This is a genomic window from Roseovarius sp. ZX-A-9 (assembly GCF_028369135.1).
GTDB lineage: Bacteria > Pseudomonadota > Alphaproteobacteria > Rhodobacterales > Rhodobacteraceae > Roseovarius.
This window is the reverse complement of record NZ_JAPWHW010000006.1, coordinates 26,451-46,868: the sequence shown is the minus strand read 5'-3', so window position 1 is coordinate 46,868 and position 20,418 is coordinate 26,451. Positions and strand designations below refer to the sequence as shown.

Sequence of the window (20,418 nt, the reverse complement as noted above, 5' to 3'; positions counted from 1 at the left end):
TGCTTTGACCCGTGATTGCCTTGTTGCTAAAGCTTCTTGCACATAATCTAAAGCAGAGAAAATGCAAAACGCAGTGCAGCATTCGAAAGGCGCCGACAGCCTGTCCCGAAACAGCAGACCGGACGTGCGGCTTTTGATCTGTACCCGTGCCAAATGCGCGGTGCACGGCGCGCATGGCGTGGTGGAAGGACAAAGATGACCAAGCTGGCTGGTTTGTCGGGGGGGGCGGCGATCGGCGCGGCAAGTGTCGCGGTGGCCGGGGTTGTTGCGGTAGGGCTCTATGCTGCCGGGGTGTTCGCGCCCGCGCCGCCGCCAGAACCCGCCGTGGCGTTGCCCACCGCCATTGTGCAGGATCCTGCGGCGCCAGAGCCTGCCGGGGCGGACCCGGTACAGCCCGACACCGCAGCAGTCACGCCACCCGTGCCCGAAGCCGCGGCTCCGGATGTGGCCGAAGCTGACGCGTCCGACCCGGAACCCCAACCCGCCGTGCTGCCTGACCCGCCCCGCATCGACGTCTTTCGCCTCGATCCGGGCGGTGCGATGCTTGTGGCGGGCAGCAGTGCGCCCGGTTGGCTGACGGAAATTCTCATTGATGGCGCACCGCTTGCGGATGCCGACGCCGACGACAATGGCCAGTTCGTGCAATTCGTGACGCTGGAGCGTAGCGAACAGCCGCGCATCCTGTCGCTGGCGATGACGTCGCCGCAGACCGGCGACCGGATCGTATCGCCCGACGAGGTGATCATCGCGCCCACGCCCGTCGCTGCCATAGCACCGGGCGAAGACACGCCGCCTGCCGCCGTTCAGACCGCCGACGCACCCGCGGACGAGGCCGCCCCGACTGTTCCGGGCAACACCCAACCAGCGCCCCAGAGCACGCAGGCAGTGGCTCCGGACATGCCGGACACGGAACTCACCGCCAGGCTTGAAACTGCACCCGCCACGTCACCGTCGCCGACAGTAGCGGATGACAACGGCACACAAACCAACTCCGCCGCCACCCTGAAACCTGCGACCAGCGATGCGGAACTATCCGCCGCACCTTCCGCGCCGGTGGCGCAAGAGGGCGGCACCGTCCCCGAAACGCAGATTGCCGAAACGCAGATACCTGACCTGTCTGAAGAGGCTGCAGCGCCGCCGATGGAAGCCCCGGCCGAACCCGCAGGTGAAGCCGCAGCCCCGGACTCCGAAATGGCCGAGGCAGAGGGCGTGGCGACTGCCACGGGAACGGCTGACATATCTGACGAAAGCCTCGCCACAACGCCCGCATCTGAACCGCAGGCGGCAGAGATACCGCAAGTCGAACAGACCGCTGCGCCGGAGCCAGACGCACAACCAGCAGAACCGGCGCGACAACAGCAGACCGTGTTGCTGTCCAACGAGAGCGGCGTGACCGTCCTTCAGACACCCATCGCAGCAGATGCCGCGCCAGAGCTGATGTCGGTCGTGGCAATCGATGCCATCACCTATTCGGATACGGGCGAGGTGCAACTGGCCGGTCGCGGAACGGGGCGAGGTTATGTGCGCATCTACCTGGACAACGCGCCCATCACGACCTCGCGGATCGCCGCTGATGGTGGTTGGCGTACCGATCTGCCAGCGGTCGATACCGGCGTCTACACCCTGCGCGTCGATGAAGTCTCTGATGATGGCCGAGTGATCAGCCGGGTCGAAACACCGTTCAAGCGTGAGGACGAAGCCCTGGTGGCCGAGGTCGGGGCAGAGGCAAAATCCGCAAGCCGCATCCGCGCCGTGACGGTCCAGCCGGGCAATACGCTTTGGGCGATATCGCGCGAACATTACGGGCAGGGAATCTTCTATGTGCGTGTTTTCGAGGCCAATGCCGACCGAATTCGTGACCCGGATCTGATCTATCCCGGGCAGGTATTCACCGTACCTGAATAGCGTCAGTCTGATCCGGTCGCGGCGGGCTGTGCGCAGGCGCGCAGCGCCCTGCGCACTGGATATTCCTGCCCACGCGACGTATCTCTAGGTCGCTTTGCATCCGGTCCGACGCAGGAACCAGAAGCAAGACGCCCGCAACAATGACCGACGCTGCGCGTTTTCGCGGTTTTCCTGATTCAGGATAGGCGCATTATGCCAAGGCCGGTCCGCAAAATTCGAAAGTACCAGATGCGCCGTAGCCACCTGACCACGACCGAGATGCCCAGCAATGGCTGGACCACGATCCGCCGGGTCGCGCCCTACCTGTGGCCGGACGACCAGCCTTGGGTAAAGCAGCGCGTGGTGCTGGCGCTGATCGTGCTGCTGCTGGCCAAGTTGGTGGCGGTTGGCACGCCGTTTTTCTATAAGGCGGCTGTCGATGCGCTGGCGGGGGACGCGACAGGTGCGGGGTGGATGCTTGGTTTCGGCGCGGTCGGCCTGACCGTTGCCTATGGCGGCGCACGGCTGCTGAATGTCGGCTTTCAACAGTTGCGCGATGTGATCTTTGCCCGTGTCGCGCAGCGCGCCTTGCGGGCGCTGGCGCTGCGCACGTTCCGGCATATCCATGCGATGTCGATGCGCTACCACATCACCCGCAAGACCGGCGGGCTGAGCCGTATCATCGAGCGCGGTGTAAAGGGCGTCGAGTTCCTGCTGCGCTTTCTGCTCTTTTCCATCGGGCCGCTGGTGATCGAACTGCTGCTGATCGGGATCGTTCTTTGGACGCTGTTTGATTTTTGGTATCTGGCAGTGGTGGTGGTTGTGATCGCGCTTTATGTGGCGTTCACGTTCAAGGTGACCGAGTGGCGCGTCAAGCTGCGCAAGCAGATGAATGACCAGGATACCGATGCCAATCAAAAAGCAATCGACAGCCTGCTGAACTATGAAACCGTCAAGTATTTCGGCGCCGAGGACCGCGAAGCCATGCGTTATGATGCGGCGATGGCAGGTTACGAGAGTGCGGCGCTCTCAACCTCCTATTCGCTGGCGTTTCTCAACTTTGGCCAGTCGCTGCTGATTACTGCGGGGCTGGTGATCGTGATGGTCATGGCGGCCATGGGGGTGCAGAGCGGGGCCATGACGGTGGGCGATTTCGTGATGGTCAACGCCTACATGATCCAGATCACCATGCCGCTTAATTTCCTCGGCACGGTGTACCGTGAAATCCGCCAGAGCCTGGTGGATATGGGCGAGATGTTCGGCCTGCTGGAGCAGCCCCCGGATGTGACGGATGCGCCGGACGCAGCGGGGCTGAAGGTCAAGGGCGGGCAGGTCGAGTTTCGCGATGTGCATTTCGGCTACGAGGCTGATCGTGCGATCCTCAAAGGCGTAAGCCTGACGGCCGCCCCCGGCGAAACGGTAGCCATCGTCGGGCCGACAGGGTCGGGCAAATCCACCATCGGGCGGCTGCTGTTCCGGTTCTACGATGTGCAGGACGGGGCGATTTTCATCGACGGGCAGGATCTGCGGAGCGTCCGGCAGGACAGCTTGCATGATGCCATCGGCGTGGTGCCGCAGGACACGGTGCTTTTCAACGATACGATTGGCTACAACATCGCCTATGGGCGGGCGAACGCCAGCGAGGCCGATGTGATTGCCGCGGCAAAGGCCGCGCAAATCCATGATTTCATCGACAGCCTGCCACAGGGGTATGACACGCCGGTGGGCGAGCGCGGCCTGAAACTGTCGGGCGGGGAAAAGCAGCGCGTCGGCATTGCGCGCACCTTGCTGAAAGACCCGCCGATCCTGCTTCTGGACGAGGCCACCTCGGCGCTCGATACCGAGACGGAACGCGACATTCAGGGCGCGCTGGCACAGGCGGGGCGAGGGCGTACCGTGCTGATCATCGCACACCGCCTGTCGACCGTGGCCGATGCGGATCGCATCGTCGTGCTGGAAGACGGGCGCATTGTCGAGGAAGGCACCCATGCCGCTCTGTTGGCGAGTGGCGGGCGCTATGCGGGGCTCTGGGCTCGCCAGCAGGCGGAAGAGGCAGCGTGAGCGGCAAGAAGGATTATCCCACCACGCCGGACGGGCGCTATTTCGTGTCGCGCGGTCGACTCTGGCGGTGTACTGATCCGCGGCTATCGGACTCTGAGCGGCGCGCAGCCATCAAGGCATTGATGCAAGCGCGGCGCGGGCTGATTGGCACCCCGGACGCTTCGGAGGCCGCGGCGCAGCGCGCGGCGGTGGATGCGGCCAAGCGACGGCTTGGTGAGCGCGGCCCGGTCTGGTGGCAGGACGGCGCGCCGGACGAGGGCGGGATGCATCCCAAGAACAGCAGCTACGCAAGCTGGTGGGCCGATCTATCCGAAGAGGCACGGACGCGCGGCGAGAGCTGAACGATCGCCGGTAAGCTTACCCGGTCTTGCTGGTACTCACTCGGCAGCGCGCAGCGGTTTGCCGTCTGGCTGGATGTCGTCGGCCTGCGACTCATCATCCGGGCCCTGCGGGTCGTATTCGAACATATCGAACGTGTCCGGGAAGTTTGGCTCGTCACCCCACTCGTCGCCCCAGATGGGGGCGTTCTCGGCAATGGCTTGTATGGCGGTCTCGGGTACGTCCATGCGGCTGCCGGGGGTCACGGCGGCCTCGGGCGCGACCGTTCCGCCGCTCAGGCCCGGGCCAGCAGGCAGCGCCAGACTGGCTCCCTCCCAGATGATTTCGGGCGCGCGGACCCGGCGTGCGGCGCGCGTCAGAGCCCAGTCGCGCGCCGCACGGCTGGAGCGTCCCATCGACAGCGCCGCCATCGCCCGCGAGATCCACAGGACATAGGTGCCCGCCCAGACCCGCAGCGCAAGCATCGAAGGCGTGAAAACCAGCGTCAGCACTGTCGCGATGCTGAGGCCGAACACCACCGCTGTCGCCAACTGTTTCCACCAGAGCGCGGTCGGGCTGTCAAAGCTGTAACCGCCGTTGATGAAATCGAGGCTGAGGCCGAACATCATCGGCGCAAGGCCCGCGATCGTGGTGATGGTGGTCAGCAGAACCGGCCTGATCCGTGCCTCTGCGGTGCGGGTGATCGCCTCGATCCGGGGCATGTAGCGGCTGAATTCCTGATAGGTGTCGATCAGCACGATATTGTTGTTCACCACGATCCCCGCCAGCGCCACGATGCCGGTTCCGGTCATGATGATCGAAAAGGTCTGCCCCATGACCAGCATCCCGATGAGTACGCCGGTCGTGCTGAGAACCACCGCCAGCAACACCAGCACGGCGTTGTAGACGCTGTTGAACTGTGCCAGCAGGATGATGAACATCAGGCCCAGTGCGCCGATGAAGGCCTTTTGCAGGAAGGCACCGGATTCCTCCTGATCCTCCTGATCGCCGGTCCATTCGTATTCGACGCTGGCTGGCAAGGCACCGTTCGCCAGCCACGCGCTAAGCATCTCGATCCGTTCATTGGCAGTGATGGGGATGGATTTCTCGTTGCCGCTCTCGTCGGTCGTGGTCTTGAACAGGCCGGTTTCGACCCCCGCCTTGACGTCGAAAAAGCGGGTCTGATCGATCCGGTCGATCTGGGCCAGTTTCTGCACCGGTTTACGGGTGATGAAACTACTCAGCGGCACTAGCCCTTGATCGGTCCGCACGCGCAACGTGTCGAGCGTCGACAGAACGCGGAATTCGGCGGGCAGGCGCACGCGGATGTCGATCTCTTCATCCGAACTGGGCACCCGCATCGTGTCGAGAAAGACACCGCGCGTGACCAACTGCACCATCGCGCCCACCGTGGCCACATCGGCGCCATAGCGGCCGGCCCTTTCCACGTCGACATCGATCTGCCAGTCGATGCCGGGCAGGGGCAGCGTGTCCTCGATCTGGGTGAGGCCGGTTGTCTGCTCGAACTTGTCGCGCACGGTATTTGCGGCCTGTTGCAACTCTTCCCAGTTGTCGCCTTTCAGGCGCAGATGCACCGGCTTGGCCGAGGCAGGGCCGCCGGTATCGGCGAGGATTTCAATCTTGATGCCGGGGATCGCCTGCAACTTTTCGGTCAATTGCCGGATGATCACGTCGCCGTCCATCTTTGACGCCTTGACCTGGCGTTCCCACAGGCCCCAGGCCCAGGGTTCGGAGACGGTCTCGCGATCCTCCCAGGGGATGGTTTCGAACTGGACCTGCCCGATCGTATCCAGAGGCGCCGTCGCACCGCCGGTGTAGCTGTCCAGCCCGCTCTTGCCGGCAAAGGCAAAGGCCGTCTGAATGCCGGGTTGCTCCAGCACGATCTGTTCGACCTGGCGCACCAGATCGTCCTTCTGCTCGATCGACAGGTTGCCACGGCCACGCACGTAGACGATGGCGCGCTCCGGCTCGGTCTCGACAAAGAACTCGGTGCCGTTGTTGTTGTCCATATAGTAGATCAGCGTGCTGCCGACGACGACAAAGATGGCGCAGAAGGCGACGAGCGGCATCACCGGATTGCCCGCGATGGCGTGGATCAGCCAGCCAAACGCGGTGCGGCGATAGCCCGAGCGCACCCGGCGCTTGCGGCTCGGCAGAAGCTTCCGGCCCGTCCAGCGCAGGCCGTTCCGCACCCGGCGGAATATCGCCATGATCCCCAGCAGGATGGCGGTGACGCTGGCCAGCGCCGCCGCCCCCAGAACCACGGTGCCGAAGAGCAGCGCAAACACCGACGCCAGTACCGGCACGACCGATCCCAGGATATCCCCCATGTTCATCACGGCGAACCGTGCCGAAACCTGCTCCAGCAGCACGGGGATCAGCGTGCCTGCCCCCAGCAGCGCAGCCGCAGCGATCGGAAAGAGCAGGATATGCCACAGCCAGAACCCGCCCGCGATCTGCGCGACCCGCTGGTCGAACCAGCGCTCGACCCGGCCGGTGACACCCCCGAGAACCGGCAGATAGACAAGCGCCACCAGCAACGAGGCCGACAGCACGAAGATCAACGTCACCGGCAGCATGCCCATGAACTGCCCCGGAACCCCCGGCCAGAACAGCATTGGCAGGAACGCGCAAAGCGTCGTCGCGGTGGAACTGGTAACCGGCCAGAACATCCGCTTGGCCGCGTCCACATAGGCGTGCATCGGGCCGGCGCCCTCATCGATCCGCTTGTCGGCATATTCGACCACCACGATAGCCCCATCGACCAGCATGCCGACAGCAAGGATCAGCCCGAACATGACCATGTTCGAGATGGTGATGCCCATCACCGCCAGCATCGCAAAGCACAACAGGAACGATGTGGGGATCGCGAATCCGACCAGCAGGGCAGGGCGAATGCCCAGTGCGGCCAGCACCACGATCATCACCAGCGCAATGGCGGTCAGCACCGATCCCTCAAGCTGACTTACCATGGAGCCGACGATGCGCGACTGGTCGTTCGACGTGCCGACCTTGACCACCGCCTTCAGTTCATCGGGCCAGCTTTCGCGGGCCTTGGCCACGGTTTCACGCACCAGATCGGCCGTGTCGATGACGTTGAAACCCTTGCGCTTGACCACCTGCAGCGCGACGGATGTTTCGCCGTTGAACCGCGCGGTGCCGGTGCGATCCTCGAAGGTCAGGTTGATCGTGGCCAACTCGCCCAGCAGGATTTGTCGATCACCGTTAGTCTTGATCGGCAGCCGGTAGATATCGCGCGTCTTGTCAAACGACGACGGGATCTTGACCGAGAAACTGCCACTTTGGGTGGTGACTTCGCCCGCCGCGATCAACTGGTTGTTGTTACGCACCACATTGATCAATTCGCTGGCGGTGACGTTGTAGGATTCCAGGCGCAGCGGGTCGATGACGATCTCCACCATCTCCTCGCGGCTGCCCGCGATGCCGGCCTCCAGCACGGGCTCGAGACTCTCCAGACGATCCTGCAACTCCTTGGCAAGCTGGGTCATCATGCGTTCGGGTACGTCGCCGGTGAGGTTCACGATAATGATCGGGAATTCCGAGAAATTGATCTCGTTGATCACGTATTTCTCGGCGCCTGCCGGAAATTTGGCCTCGGCGGCGTTCATCGCGTCGCGGACGTCGGCCATGGTCTTGGTCTTGTCCCAGCCAAACTCGAATTCCAGCGCGACACCGGCGTAATTTTCGGCCGCCGTGCCGGTCATCTTGTCCAGCCCGTCGAGATCGCTCAGCTCGGTCTCCATGACCTTGACCAGCAGTTTCTCGCTGTCCTCGGCGGAAATCCCCGGGAAGGGGACCGACACGAAGAGCGCCGGGATATCGATATCCGGCTCGCCTTCCTTGGGCAGACTGACATAGGCCACGCCCCCCGCCAGCAACGAGAGCACCACGAAGGCGATGACCATCCGGGCCCGGGCTGCTGCCCAATCAACTAAACCGGTCACTGGGTAATCTCTTGGTAGCTGGGTTTCACTGGAACGCCCGAGATGATGTATTCCTGACCGATGATGATCACGTCCGCTTCGGCAGGCAAGCCGGTCAGCCAGACGCCGTTAACCGTGTCACGTAACAAGGTCACAGGCACGAAGTCCGCGGTGTTTTCGGCGGTGACGATGCGCACCCCCAACGTCCCCTCGTCGTTCAGCGTCAGGGCCGATTGCGGCAGCAGATGCGCGTTGGTGCCGTCCGAGGAGATCAGGATCTCGGCGGTCTGTCCGTCGCGGATCGACAGGTCCGGGTTCGGCACTTCGATCTCGACGCGGAATGTGCGTGTCTGCGGATCTGAAGCGCGCGAGATGAATGTCACCTTGCCACTGACCTCTTCGCCGGACACCAGCCGTGCCCGGGCAGAGGCCCCCAGTGCGACGCGGCTCACTTCGGTTTCGGGCACGAACCCCACCAGAACAACCGGATCGAGTTGCAGGACTGTGGCGCAAACCGATCCGGGCTGAAGCAGACTGCCAAGCTCGGCGGTGTCAGTCTCCAGCAGCCCCTTGAAGGGCGCGTGGATTTCAAGCCGGGTGATTTCGTTCTCGGCGGCGGCCACGGCGGCCTCGGCCGAGCGGATACCGGTGCGCGCTGCTTCCAATCCGGCCTTGGCAGATTGCACGGCGGCCTTGGCCGCGCTCACGGCGGCGCGGGTCGCGGCCACCCGGGTCTCCGAGGCATAGCCATCCACCGACAGCTTGGATGCGGCATTATCGTTGATCTCTGCCTCGATCAGGCGCGATTCGGCCTCGGCCAGCCGGGCCTGCGCCTCGGGCACGCGGGCGCGCGCCTCGTCGCGCCGGGCTTTGGCCTCGTCCAAAGTGGAGGCGCGGGTTCCGGGATCAAGTTTGCACAGGAGCGCGCCTGCCTCGACGAAGCTACCCTTGCGCAGCGGCGCAGAGATGACGCGGCCATTGGTTTCGGCGCGGACCTCCACCTGGCGGTCCGCTTCGGTGCGGCCACGCAAGATCACGGCGCTGTCGATGGTGCGCGCAACAGACCGGACCGCCACAACGCCGACAGGTGCGTCCGGCTGGCTCTCTTCGGTCTGCGGCGTGGCGGCTTCAGCCCCGGTTGCGGCGGTGTCGTCTGTTTCCGAAATGTCCTGCGCCGGGGCCGGGGCAAGCGCCGCCAGGAGCCGCTCGCGCTCAAAGACAAACCCGTAGATCAGCGCAGATACCGCGATCGCGGCAATAATCGGGAAAAGTCGCATTTTGTACCTTTTTGGCCTTTCCGGTGTTTCTGACGCCAAATTGGCGGTTTGGCCATGTTTTTCTACCCCGAAGCAGGCTAAACGACATGGTTCAAAATAAACTTTTACATCGGCCTGGGCAAGACAGGGCCGCAGCCCCCGGGCGCGCGGCCCTTGGCAGTTGCAAAAGGACAGGGTAAGAGGGGCGAAATTCCAATCCCATAAGGGCGCCGAGGTTTCGTGAGCAATACCGACAGTTTCATCGATGAAGTGACCGAAGAAGTCCGCCGCGACCGGCTGTTCGGGTTGATACGCCGCTATGGCTGGATCGCCGTTCTGGCCATTGTGCTGCTGGTTGGCGGCGCGGCCTATAACGAGTGGCAAAAGGCGCAGGCCCGCGCAGAGGCCGAGGCGCTGGGCGACAGCATCCTTGCGGCGCTGACCAGCGAAGAGGGTGCGGCGCGCGTCGCCGCCCTTGATGCCATCGCGGCCCCCAATGCGGGCAGCCGGACGTTGGTCGATCTGATGGCCGCCTCCGAAGAAATCAGGCTGGATCCCGCGGATGCGGCCCAGCGGCTGTTGGCCATCGCTGATCGGTCTGATGTCGAACAGGTCTATCGCCAGATTGCGACGCTCAAGGCGGTGATGATCCCGGCCGGCGGGCTGGATGTCGAGACGCGCCGTTCGCGCCTTGATGGTCTGGCGCTGGGCAATGGCCTGGTGCGATTGCTGGCGGAAGAACAACTGGCCTATCTCGACATCGAGACCGGCGCGCCGGATGCTGCAATCGAGCGGTTGCAGCAAGTGGTGGCCGATGCCGGTGCCACGCCGGGCTTGCGTCGTCGGGCCGCACAAGTAATTGTGGCTCTGGGCGGCGAATTTGACGTGCGCCCCGAAGACGGCGCGACGGCTACCGAATAGGCCGCAGGCGTTAAGCGGTGATGAACTGGGACAAGTGGGGACGGAACTGGTGATACGTAACGGACTGATCCTGGGACTGGCGGCGTCGGCGTTGCTGGTGGCCTGTTCCGAGCCCGACAAGATTTTGCAGGGCGAACGCGAGAATATTTTTGCGGCCGTGGGTGACCCCGAGGCCGATAAGTCCCCGGTGATCGCCGATGCGGCCGCAGGCGACGCGCCTGCGCCGATCAGCCTGCCGCCCGCGCGGGTCAACAGCGAATGGACTCAGGCGCCCGGCTCTGCCGCCGGACGGCCCGAGCACCCGGCATTGCGGGCCGCGCCGCAAATGATCTGGTCCGCCAATATCGGATCCGGTGACGGGGCGCGCAACCGTATCTCCGCCGATCCGGTGGTGGCAGGCGGGCGCGTATTCGCGCTCGACAGCACCGGGCAGGCAAGTGCGCACACAACCGATGGTGCACCGCTCTGGAGCGTCAGCCTGGTCCCCAAGAACGATTCGCCCAAGGACGGGTCGGGCGGTGGTCTCGCTTATGGCGACGGCAAGCTTTTCGTATCTACCGGGTTTGGTCGCCTCACGGCGCTTGACCCTGCAACGGGCGCGCAGCTGTGGGAGCAGGAGTTGCGCCAGACGGCAACTGGCAACCCCGCAGTCCATGACGGCTTGGTCTATCTGGTGGCGGGCGATGATGTGGCCTGGGCGCTCGATACGGACACCGGCCGGATCAAGTGGCGGCTGTCGGCCACGCCGGATGTGAACAATATCCACGGTGGCCCCGCGCCAGCGATCTCGGACAAATACGCGGTCTTTGCCTTCGGCTCGGGCGAGTTGCAGGGCGCATTCCGCAAGGGCGGGCTGCGGCTCTGGGATGCGCAGATCGCCGGGCGGCGCAGTGGGCTGGCCCAATCCAGCATCACCGACGTGGTCGGCGACCCCGTAATTGATGGTGATCGCCTTTACGTGGGCAACAGCGCAGGCCGTATGGCGGCGTTGCAACTGGCCAACGGTGCGCGCATCTGGTCGGCGAACGAAGGCCCGATGGGGCCCGTGTGGCCTGCGGGCGGCGATGTATTCCTGGTGACGGACCGTAACGAGCTAGTGCGCCTGAACGGCGAGACCGGCGCGCGCGTCTGGGGCGCCAAGCTGCCGTTTTTCACCAAGGATCGGCCGCGGCGTCAGGCAGAAGTCTATGCCCATTACGGCCCGGTTCTGGCCGGTGGGCAACTGGTAGTGGCCTCCAATGACGGGCTGCTGCGCTTCTTCGATCCGGTCTCGGGTGCGCTCAATCGCACGGTCGAGATACCGGGCGGCGCGACCACGTCGCCGGTGGTTGCGAACAACACGCTTTATGTCGTTTCGACCAAGGGCACGCTTCACGCTTTCCGTTAACGCGCGATTGCTGTAGAGCGGGCCTCTTATCCGCTGCGGAGCCGCATCATGACGTTTAGCCTTGCCATCGTGGGACGCCCGAACGTGGGCAAATCCACTCTTTTCAATCGCCTCGTGGGCAAGCGTCTGGCGCTGGTCGACGATCAGCCGGGCGTCACGCGCGATCTGCGCGAGGGTGCCGCGCGTCTGGGCGACCTGCGCTTTACCGTGATCGACACGGCCGGGCTGGAGGAAGCGACGGACGAAAGCCTGCAAGGTCGTATGCGCAAGCTGACCGAACGGGCCGTGGACGTTGCCGATGTCTGCCTTTTCATGATCGACGCGCGCGCGGGCGTCACCCCCACGGACGAGATTTTCGCGGAAATCCTGCGTAAGCGGGCCAAGCATGTGATCCTTGCGGCAAACAAGGGGGAAGGCAGCGCCGCAGATGGCGGTGTCATCGAGGCTTATAGCCTTGGACTCGGAGAACCTATCCGGCTCTCGGCTGAGCATGGCGAAGGGCTGAACGATCTTTACGCGCATCTGATGCCACTGTCAGACGAGTTTGCCAAACGCGCCGAAGCCGAGGCCCCCGAGACAGACGTTGCGCTGGACGACGATGACTATGACGGCCCGCGCGTGCCCACCGCCAAGAAGCCGCTGCAGGTGGCCGTGGTCGGGCGCCCGAATGCGGGGAAGTCCACTTTGATCAACCAGATACTGGGCGAAGAGCGCCTGTTGACCGGCCCCGAGGCGGGGATCACCCGCGACGCGATCTCGCTTCAGATCGAGTGGGACGGGCTTCATATGCGCATCTTTGATACCGCCGGTATGCGCAAGAAGGCCCGCGTGCAGGAAAAGCTGGAGAAGCTGAGCGTCGGCGACGGGTTGCGCGCGGTGAAGTTCGCCGAGGTGGTGATCGTGCTGCTTGATGCCGCGATCCCGTTCGAGCAGCAGGATCTGCGGCTTGCCGATCTGGCCGAACGCGAGGGCCGCGCAGTGGTGGTCGCGGTCAACAAATGGGACATCGAGCCCGAAAAGCAGGCCAAGCTGCGCGACTTGCGCGAAAGCTTCGAGCGGCTGTTGCCACAGTTGCGCGGCGCACCGCTGGTGACCGTCTCGGCCAAGACGGGCAAGGGGCTCGACCGGCTGCGTGCTGCGGTGGAAAAGGCGCATGAAGTCTGGAACCGGCGCGTGGCCACGGCACAACTCAACCGCTGGCTTACCGGCATGCTTGAGGCGCACCCGCCCCCCGCGCCGGGCGGCAAGCGGATCAAGCTGCGCTATATGACCCAGGCCAAGACGCGGCCGCCAGGATTCGTGGTGATGTGTTCGCACCCCGACAAGATGCCCGAAAGCTATACCCGCTATCTGGTCAATGGCCTGCGAGTGGATTTCGACATGCCGGGAACGCCGATCCGGCTGCATCTGCGCAGCCAGTCGGACAAGAACCCGTACAAGGCCAAGAAGAAATCGACGCCTTCCCGACTGCGCAAGCATACGGGCAAGAACGCGAAATAGGCCGGGCGCGCTGCGTCCGGCTCAGCGGCGCTGCATGTTTCTGGCAGCCAGCGCCGCCAGCGCGACGGCGCCGATGGCGGCAAGGATCAACACCGACATCGCGCCGTCCTGCCAATTATGTACGCAGACCCCGATCAGCGCCCAGATCACCGCAGCGAGAAACCCCAGGGCGTCGGGTCTCTGGCGCGCAACAAGGGTTGCCAGCCCCAGCGCGATCACCAGCGCCAGGAGGGCCGCAACCTGCTGATCCATGCCGCCAAACCCTGCCGCCATCAGCCCCAGTGAGACGCAGGAGGCCGCCGTCAGCCATCCGGCATAGAGCGCGACCGGCGCGCGGCCCAGCCAGGCGTCGGACCGTCCATGGCCGGGCGCGCGCAGCAGCGCCCAGACCGCAAAGGCCCACATGATCCAGATCAGCACCGTGGCCCAGGTCGCGCTGGCCTGCGCGACCGGAAGCCACGTGGTCCCGACCAGCAGCGACACAATCAGCGGCACCCGCATGGCTGCCCAGTCCGCGTCGTCGCGCCGCTGCCATAGCCCGTAACCCGCGCCGACGATCAGCCAGCCGTAGATCAGCCCCCAGATGGCAAAGGCATAGCCGGCAGGTTGCACCGGCGGATCGACCTGCGGGATGGGAAACTGGTTCGGCTCGAAACCGCCAAAGCCCGGCGCCAGAAATGGCGACAGGGCAAAGGCGATCGTGGCAAGAAGGACGAGAAGGGGCATGAAGCGTCACCGATCAGATGGGAATGTACCGTGAGGTAACGCACGCCAACGGGCTTGGTTCCCGGCGTCGCGCTTCAGCTCAGCGTGCCGTCTGCTCCCAGCCGTGTCTTGCCGCCCAGATAGGGGCGGATTGCCTCGGGCATGATGACCGATCCGTCCGCCTGCTGGCCGTTTTCCAGCACTGCGATCAGGCAACGCCCGACCGCCAGGCCAGAGCCGTTGAGCGTGTGGACGAATTGCGGCTTGCCGCCTTCGGCCGGTTTGAACCGGGCGTTCATCCGACGCGCCTGGAAATCACCGCAGACCGAGACCGAGCTGATCTCGCGGTAGGTGTTCTGCCCCGGCAGCCAGACTTCGATATCATGGGTACGCCGCGCGCCGAACCCCATGTCGCCGGTGCACAGCGCAACGGTGCGATAGGGCAGGTTCAGCGCCTCCAGGATGCCGGTGGCGCAGCCGGTCATGCGGTCCAGCTCGGCGCGGCTATGGTCGGGATGGGTGATGCTGACCATTTCGACTTTCTCGAACTGGTGCTGGCGCAGCATACCGGCGGTGTCGCGCCCGGCGCTGCCTGCTTCGGAGCGGAAACACTGGGTGTGGGCGACATAGCGGCGCGGCAGGTAGTCTTCGTCCACGGTCATGCCGTTCACAATATTGGTCAGCGTCACTTCGGCGGTCGGCACCAGCCACCAGCCATTGGTGGTGCGATAGCTGTCTTCACCGAATTTCGGCAACTGCCCGGTGCCAAGCATCATTTCGTCGCGCACCAGCACAGGCGTCCATGTCTCGGTCAGGCCGTTCTGGTCGATATGGGTGTCGAGCATGAATTGCGCCAGCGCACGGTGGATGCGCGCGACGGCCCCGCTGAGCACGACAAAGCGCGCGCCGCTCAGCTTGGCGGCGGTCTCGAAATCCATGCCGGGCAGGACGCCCGTGATCTCGTAATGCTCCTTGGGTGCAAAATCGAGCGTCGGGGGCGTGCCCCAGCGGTGGATTTCCACGTTGTCGGCCTCGTCCGCGCCTTCGGGTGTGTCGTCATAGGGCAGGTTGGGGATGGCCATCAGCAGGTCGGTCAGTTGCGCATCAAGCGCCTTGGCCTCGGTCTGCATCGCGGCCACCTGGGCCTTCTTCTCGCCCACCAGCGCGCGCAGGCGCTCGAATTCGGCCTCATTGCCGCTGGCCTTGGCGGCGCCGACTTCCTTGGCGGCCTTGTTCTGCTCGGCCTGTGCTGCTTCGGCTGCGGCGATCTTTGCGCGGCGCGCCTCGTCGAGCGCGAGGATCTGGGCCGACATCGCCGCCACCCCGGGCCGCCGGGTCAGGGCGGCGTCAAAGGCGGCAGGATTTTCGCGGATCGCACGGATGTCATGCATGGGGTCGTCCTCGGCTTTTGATGAATCACTTCTTCGCTGGGTTATGCACCACAATTGCCGCCGGGTGTAGGGTGGGGTTTTACCCCGGAGTGCTGTCCGGTGGAGAGGGCGGGGTGTAGCTGTTGGGGTTGGCCAGCCACTTGCGCCAGTGCTCGCGGAATTCTGGCAAATCTATCACAAACTGCGGCCAATGATCTGGCCGGTCAAAACCGACAGGGGTTTCCACGCTTGCATCAGCGAAAAAATCGGCTGCATGAGCAAGTAGAGATGGTAGGTTGGCACAATCCACAGCTTTCAGCGCTGCACCTCGAAGAATAACATCGTCGAAGGATGTGCCGCTATCAAACATAGCCTCCATGAGGTTCGCCCCCTGCATCATCGCGCCCCTGAGTTTCGCCCCTTGCATCCTCGCGCCCCAGAAGATCGCTCCCTGCATCTCCGCGATTCTGAGGTCTGCCCCCTGCATCTCCGCACCTCCGAGGGCCGCCCCCTGCATCCTCGCGCTGCTGAGTTTCGCCCCCTGCATCTTCGCGCCCCAGAGGTCCGCCCCCTGCATCTTCGCGCCCCAGAGGCCGGCCCCCTGCATCTTCGCGCCTTTGAGGTCCGCCCCCTGCATCTGCGCGTAGCTGAGGTCCGCCCCTTGCATCTTCGATTTCTTGAGGAACGCCCCTTGCATTTGAGAGTCGTCCATTCGTGCACCGCCAAAGTCTGCCTTTGACATATCCGAGCCTTGCAAATTGCAGCGCCGCAAGTCCAGCCGGTCGCCGGGATAGTCGCGCAACGCGGCATTCCATGTTTTCATTTCAGCTTGGAAAGACTTCATAGCGGCAGGATCATACCTGCCGTCCTCATCCGGTTCTGGCAGTTCGGGGCAGGGTGTGTCGAACACGAATTTGGCGTTTCTATCTTCATGTCCCGCCAGCGCCTCCAGCGCGCGTTGATGTTCGCTGCGCCGGCCTATCACCGTCAATGCGGTCTGGATATCGTCTCGGCAGGTCAGATCGGCCTTTAGCGCCCGCTGCTTTGCCTCGAACGCTTTGACGCGCTCTTTCCAATCGTCGTGCAGCGGGCCGTCTCTTTCATCCTCGTGCATCTCGATCTCGGGCCACTCCACGGCGTCAGAGGCCGGGGCATTCTGCCGGATATAGGCGCACAGGATTTCCATGATCTGCACATGGTCGCGGTCGCTGTCCTGCGCGATCCGCTCCAACGCATAGATCGCGCCGATGCGCACTTCGAGGTTGGGTGCGGTGGTCTCGATACTGCTGCGGTCGATGATCGGTGTGCCGTCCGGGTGGGTGGCAGGAATCGGGTTGCCATCGTCGTCACGCAGCCATTCACCGCGCGCGTCTATCCTGTAGCGGGGCGTTTCGTTGACCACCTTGACCACCTTTTCGGCCCCCAACCCCTCGACCGCGCGTGTGATCCGGTCGGTGATCAGGCCCTCTTCGGCTGCCGTGGTCTGGCGTTCGGTGGTAAAGACGCGGATCAAGGCCAGCGGCGCGCCGATCAGACCGGCCAGAGCTGTCATCAGGCCGACAATGGCGAGGAAATGCACGCGGTAGGCCAACGCATCTTTGGCGGTCGGCTCTGGTGGGTCGAACCAGAGGTTGAATAGCGATGTGATCGTCAGGATCAGCAAGGCCGCCCAGAGAAAGGAAAATGGAATCGCGAAGAGGCCGATGAGGTTCAGTGCGGGACGCTTGTGCAATCTGGGCAGCACGGTGATTTCGTCGGGTTTGTTGCCGCGATTCGTCGCGAAATAGACGAGGCCGCACAATCCCACGAACACGCAGGTCCCGACGATCAGCGCGAAAACATCCGCCCGCATCGTCCACGTTAGGAGTTCTTCATTTCTCACGCGACATCCCGAGGTAAAAGCACAACCTCAGATTAACGGCCAATGCCGCATCCGCCTAGCGCGAAAGTCGGGCCGCAGTTTTAGCCTTTGGACGATCCGCGCTCTGCCCAGATGCTTGCGCCCAGTGCGGCCACGGCCAGCCCGCCGAAACCTCCCACCAGCGGCAGCACGTTGCCGTCAAACAGGTGCCCCAGGTACCACGCCAGCGGCAGTGCGATGAAGGTCGAGACCGATCCGACCAGCGCCGCGCCGAGGCCCGCGATATGGCCAAGCGGCTCCATTGCGATGGCGTTGAGGTTGCCGAACAGGATCCCGTTGCAGAAAAACACCGCCAGCAGCCAGACCATGAACAGCCAGAAGGGCGGGATGCCACCCGCCATGAGCGCGGGCACTGCAAAGAGCGCCGATATCACCACGATACCGATCATCGCCGTGCGGATGAGCAGGCGCATGCCCAGCCGCATCACCAGCATCGAATTGACCAGCGACGCGCCGCCGATCGCCAGCGCCGCGATTCCGAAGTAGAGGGCGAAATACGGGCCGGTGTCATAGACCTGCTGGAAAATCTGTTGCGCGGTGCTGAGATAGGACATGAACGCGCCGAAGATGAACCCGGTGGCCAATGTATAGCCGACGGCGATGCGCGACGAGCAGACCTCGACCAGCCCCGCGGCGATGACCCGGAAGGAAAATGCGCGGCGTTCGGTGCGCGGCAGCGTCTCTGGCTGTCGCAGGGCGAACCACAGGCAGGCCACCAGCGCCATCGCCATGAGCACCGCGAATGTCGCCCGCCAGCCGCTGAACCTGATCACCACCTGGCCGACCGCCGGGGCGATCATCGGCACCAGGATGAATACCGCCATCACAACCGACATGATCCGCGCCATATCGCGCCCTGCATGGCCATCCCGCACCAGCGCCAGCGTCACGATCCGCGGCGCGGCGGCGCCGAGCCCCTGCAACACCCGCCCGGCGATCATCATTTCCCAGCTATGCGACCAAAGCGACATGGCAGAGCCGATGATGAAAATGACATAGCCGCCGTAAATCACCGGCTTGCGCCCGAAACTGTCCGATAGGGGCCCGGCCAGTACCTGACCGGCGGCAAAGCCGAGAAAGAGGGTCGAGACCACCAATTGCGCATCGTTGGGGTTGCTGACGCCCAGCTCGCTGCCGATCAGGTCAAGCGCGGGCAACATGATATCGGTGGCCATCGCCGTGATCGAGACCATGAGGGCCAGAAGGATCACGAACTCTGCAAAGGGCAGAGAACTGCGGGGCGCGGCGGAGGGGATTGCGGTTCTATCGGTCATGGCGCTGTCTAAGCAGTGGTTGCGGGGGGCCGCAATCGCAGATTTTCCTGTTTGATGTGCAAATTTGCAGGGATGGCTGTGAGGCGCGCTGAAATTTCAACGCGGATTGTTCGGGCAATGGCGCGATCGGGGCGTTCCGCGTGCGTGGTAGGCGCTCAGGTCCAGCGCAGCGCGGCGGGCCGGATTTCGAACCCGATGTGATGGCCGCCGCCCTCCAGCCCCTCGACCGTGTGGTTGAAAAGCCTGCGCCAATAGGGCTGCACCGTTACGCCGTCGTCGCGGACCAGTTGCTGACAGCGATGCATCAGGGCGCGGCGTTTTTCGATGTCGAGCGTCGCCAGCGCCTCTTCCAGTACGGCGTCGAATTCAGGATTGGACCAGCCGAACTCATTCCACGCCTCGCCCGAACGATAAGCGAGCGCATAGGTCTGCACCCCGAGCGGGCGGTGCCCCCAGTCGGTCGTGCTGAATGGAAAGCTGGCCCAATTGGTCCAGTAGACCGTGCCGGGCACAATGGTGCGGCGCACCTTGATGCCAGCATCCGCCAGCAGGGCGGCCGCGGCATCGGCCGTGTTGCGCCGCCAGTCATCATCAAGCGATATCAGCTCATGCTCGAAATCGGCCATGCCGGCCTCTGCCATCAGCGCGCGCGCGGCGGCAGGGTCATGTTCGGGCCGGGGCATGGGCGTGTATTCCGGGTGCAGTGGCGCGACGTGGTGATTTTCCGCCTCGATACCGCGATTGGCATAGCCCAATTCCAGCAGGATCTCGTTGTCCATCGCCAGTTGCAGCGCGCGGCGCACGCGCACGTCCGCGTAGGGACGCCGGCCGTCGATCTCGGCTTTCTGGTTGGGGCGGATGACAACGGTGGCGGCTGTGTTGACCTTGTTCTCGACCCAGCCGTCCATTCCGCCGAAAACCTCGATGAAATCGCCTTCGACGGAATAGGTCATGTCGATGCGCCCGTCTTGGGCCGCGGCGGCAAAACTGGCCGGGTCGGTGCCGAGGTCGATGAATTCGACCCGCTCCATCCAGGCACCGTTTCCGGCGTTCCACCATTTGTGGCTATCGTTGCGCACCAGCACCGCGCCGATGCCCGGCTCGACACTTTCGGGCAGGTAGGGGCCAGTGCCGACGGGCACCTCCAGCATGCGGTCCGGATCAAAGCCCTCGGGTACGATGGCCGCCGGGTAATCGGCCATTCCTGCGATCAGCGAGATATCGGCGCGCGGCAGATCAAGCACCACGGTCAGATCGTCCGGCGTGGAAAGCGTGCCTTCCATCAATTGTCCGGTGGCAGGGTCGACCAATGCGGCAAAGCGACCGGCCATGGAATTGCCGGGCACGGTTTTGTCGCACCAACGCGCGATGTTGCGTGCCACATCGGCAGAGGTGAAGGGGGTGCCATCATTCCATGTCACGCCGGGGCGCACCCGCAGCGTGTAGTGGCGCGCATCGTTGGTGATCTCCCAGTCGTGCAGCAGTTGCGGCTGGAACGTGCCATCGTTTTCGTAAGAGACGAGATATTCCAGCCAGCCGCGTGTCACGTTCGCGGCCTGGAACCAGTCAAAGAGCCGCGGGTCGCCAAGGGGCCGCACTTCCATCTGGATGCGTACGGAGGTGCCGTTGGCGCTAGGCGGCTCTGACTCGCCGGTGTCGGCGCTGGCCGGTGCGGGCAGCCCGAGCAGTGCATAGGCGGTGGCGGTGCTGGCGCCAAAACTGCTGGCAAGGGCAAGGAATTCGCGGCGGCTGACATCATCGCCCCGGGCGCGTTCTGCCTGCCCCACAATCGAAGAAGGGAGAGGGCGACCAGAGCGGGTGAGCCAGTTCATGCGAAATCCTCGCGCCTGGGCGAC

General features: G+C 64.1%; 13 protein-coding genes. 6 read left to right on the top strand and 7 right to left on the bottom strand.

What is annotated here, in order from left to right:
- The first annotated feature begins 195 nt into the window (after positions 1 to 195).
- The 3 genes from O3306_RS07460 (at position 196) to O3306_RS07450 (ending at position 4,286) form a co-directional block, all read left to right on the top strand.
- Positions 196 to 1,905, top strand: coding sequence for a LysM peptidoglycan-binding domain-containing protein (locus O3306_RS07460; protein ID WP_272005153.1), 1,710 nt, complete (start codon positions 196 to 198; stop codon positions 1,903 to 1,905).
- Between the two features lie 228 nt (positions 1,906 to 2,133).
- Positions 2,134 to 3,945, top strand: a complete 1,812-nt coding sequence (locus O3306_RS07455; protein WP_272005152.1) for an ABCB family ABC transporter ATP-binding protein/permease — start codon at positions 2,134 to 2,136, stop codon at positions 3,943 to 3,945.
- A complete protein-coding gene (locus O3306_RS07450; protein ID WP_272005150.1) occupies positions 3,942 to 4,286 on the top strand; it encodes a hypothetical protein in 345 nt (114 codons plus the stop codon). Before O3306_RS07455 ends, O3306_RS07450 begins: the two co-directional genes overlap by 4 nt.
- A gap of 36 nt (positions 4,287 to 4,322) precedes the next feature.
- Here O3306_RS07450 and O3306_RS07445 read toward each other — a convergent pair whose 3' ends face one another.
- Together O3306_RS07445 and O3306_RS07440 are read right to left on the bottom strand one after the other, a co-directional pair.
- A complete protein-coding gene (locus O3306_RS07445) occupies positions 4,323 to 8,249 on the bottom strand; it encodes an efflux RND transporter permease subunit (protein WP_272005147.1) in 3,927 nt (1,308 codons plus the stop codon).
- Positions 8,246 to 9,505, bottom strand: coding sequence for an efflux RND transporter periplasmic adaptor subunit (locus tag O3306_RS07440; RefSeq protein ID WP_272005143.1), 1,260 nt, complete (start codon positions 9,503 to 9,505; stop codon positions 8,246 to 8,248). Before O3306_RS07440 ends, O3306_RS07445 begins: the two co-directional genes overlap by 4 nt.
- Before the next feature lie 219 nt (positions 9,506 to 9,724).
- Between O3306_RS07440 and O3306_RS07435 the strand changes: the two genes are divergently transcribed.
- From O3306_RS07435 to der, 3 genes are read left to right on the top strand one after another with little or no spacing between them, the layout of a single operon-like run.
- Positions 9,725 to 10,405, top strand: a complete 681-nt coding sequence (locus O3306_RS07435; RefSeq protein WP_272005140.1) for a tetratricopeptide repeat protein — start codon at positions 9,725 to 9,727, stop codon at positions 10,403 to 10,405.
- A gap of 49 nt (positions 10,406 to 10,454) precedes the next feature.
- The gene (locus O3306_RS07430; protein WP_272005137.1) at positions 10,455 to 11,792 is read left to right on the top strand and encodes a PQQ-like beta-propeller repeat protein; all 1,338 of its coding nucleotides are present in this window, start codon (positions 10,455 to 10,457) and stop codon (positions 11,790 to 11,792) included.
- Between the two features lie 48 nt (positions 11,793 to 11,840).
- Entirely contained in the window at positions 11,841 to 13,292 is a 1,452-nt protein-coding gene (gene der / locus O3306_RS07425; RefSeq protein ID WP_272005134.1) for a ribosome biogenesis GTPase Der, read from the top strand.
- 21 nt (positions 13,293 to 13,313) lie between these two features.
- On the opposite strand, the gene O3306_RS07420 is transcribed toward der, so the two are convergent.
- The 5 genes from O3306_RS07420 to O3306_RS07400 all read right to left on the bottom strand — a co-directional run bounded on the left by O3306_RS07420 (position 13,314) and on the right by O3306_RS07400 (position 20,394).
- Positions 13,314 to 14,018 carry a hypothetical protein gene (locus tag O3306_RS07420; RefSeq protein WP_272005131.1) on the bottom strand — a complete coding sequence of 235 codons (705 nt, stop codon included), beginning with the start codon at positions 14,016 to 14,018 and terminating at the stop codon, positions 13,314 to 13,316.
- Between the two features lie 74 nt (positions 14,019 to 14,092).
- Complete coding sequence (gene serS, locus O3306_RS07415) at positions 14,093 to 15,388, bottom strand: serine--tRNA ligase (protein ID WP_272005128.1); 1,296 nt, start codon at positions 15,386 to 15,388, stop codon at positions 14,093 to 14,095.
- A gap of 79 nt (positions 15,389 to 15,467) precedes the next feature.
- Entirely contained in the window at positions 15,468 to 17,219 is a 1,752-nt protein-coding gene (locus O3306_RS07410; RefSeq protein WP_272005125.1) for a pentapeptide repeat-containing protein, read from the bottom strand.
- 110 nt (positions 17,220 to 17,329) lie between these two features.
- Positions 17,330 to 18,562: a multidrug effflux MFS transporter gene (locus O3306_RS07405; protein ID WP_272005122.1), complete on the bottom strand. Its 1,233-nt coding sequence runs from the start codon at positions 18,560 to 18,562 to the stop codon at positions 17,330 to 17,332.
- A gap of 155 nt (positions 18,563 to 18,717) precedes the next feature.
- On the bottom strand, positions 18,718 to 20,394 hold the full coding sequence (locus O3306_RS07400; RefSeq protein WP_272005119.1) for an ABC transporter substrate-binding protein: 1,677 nt from the start codon (positions 20,392 to 20,394) through the stop codon (positions 18,718 to 18,720).
- Positions 20,395 to 20,418 lie beyond the last annotated feature (24 nt).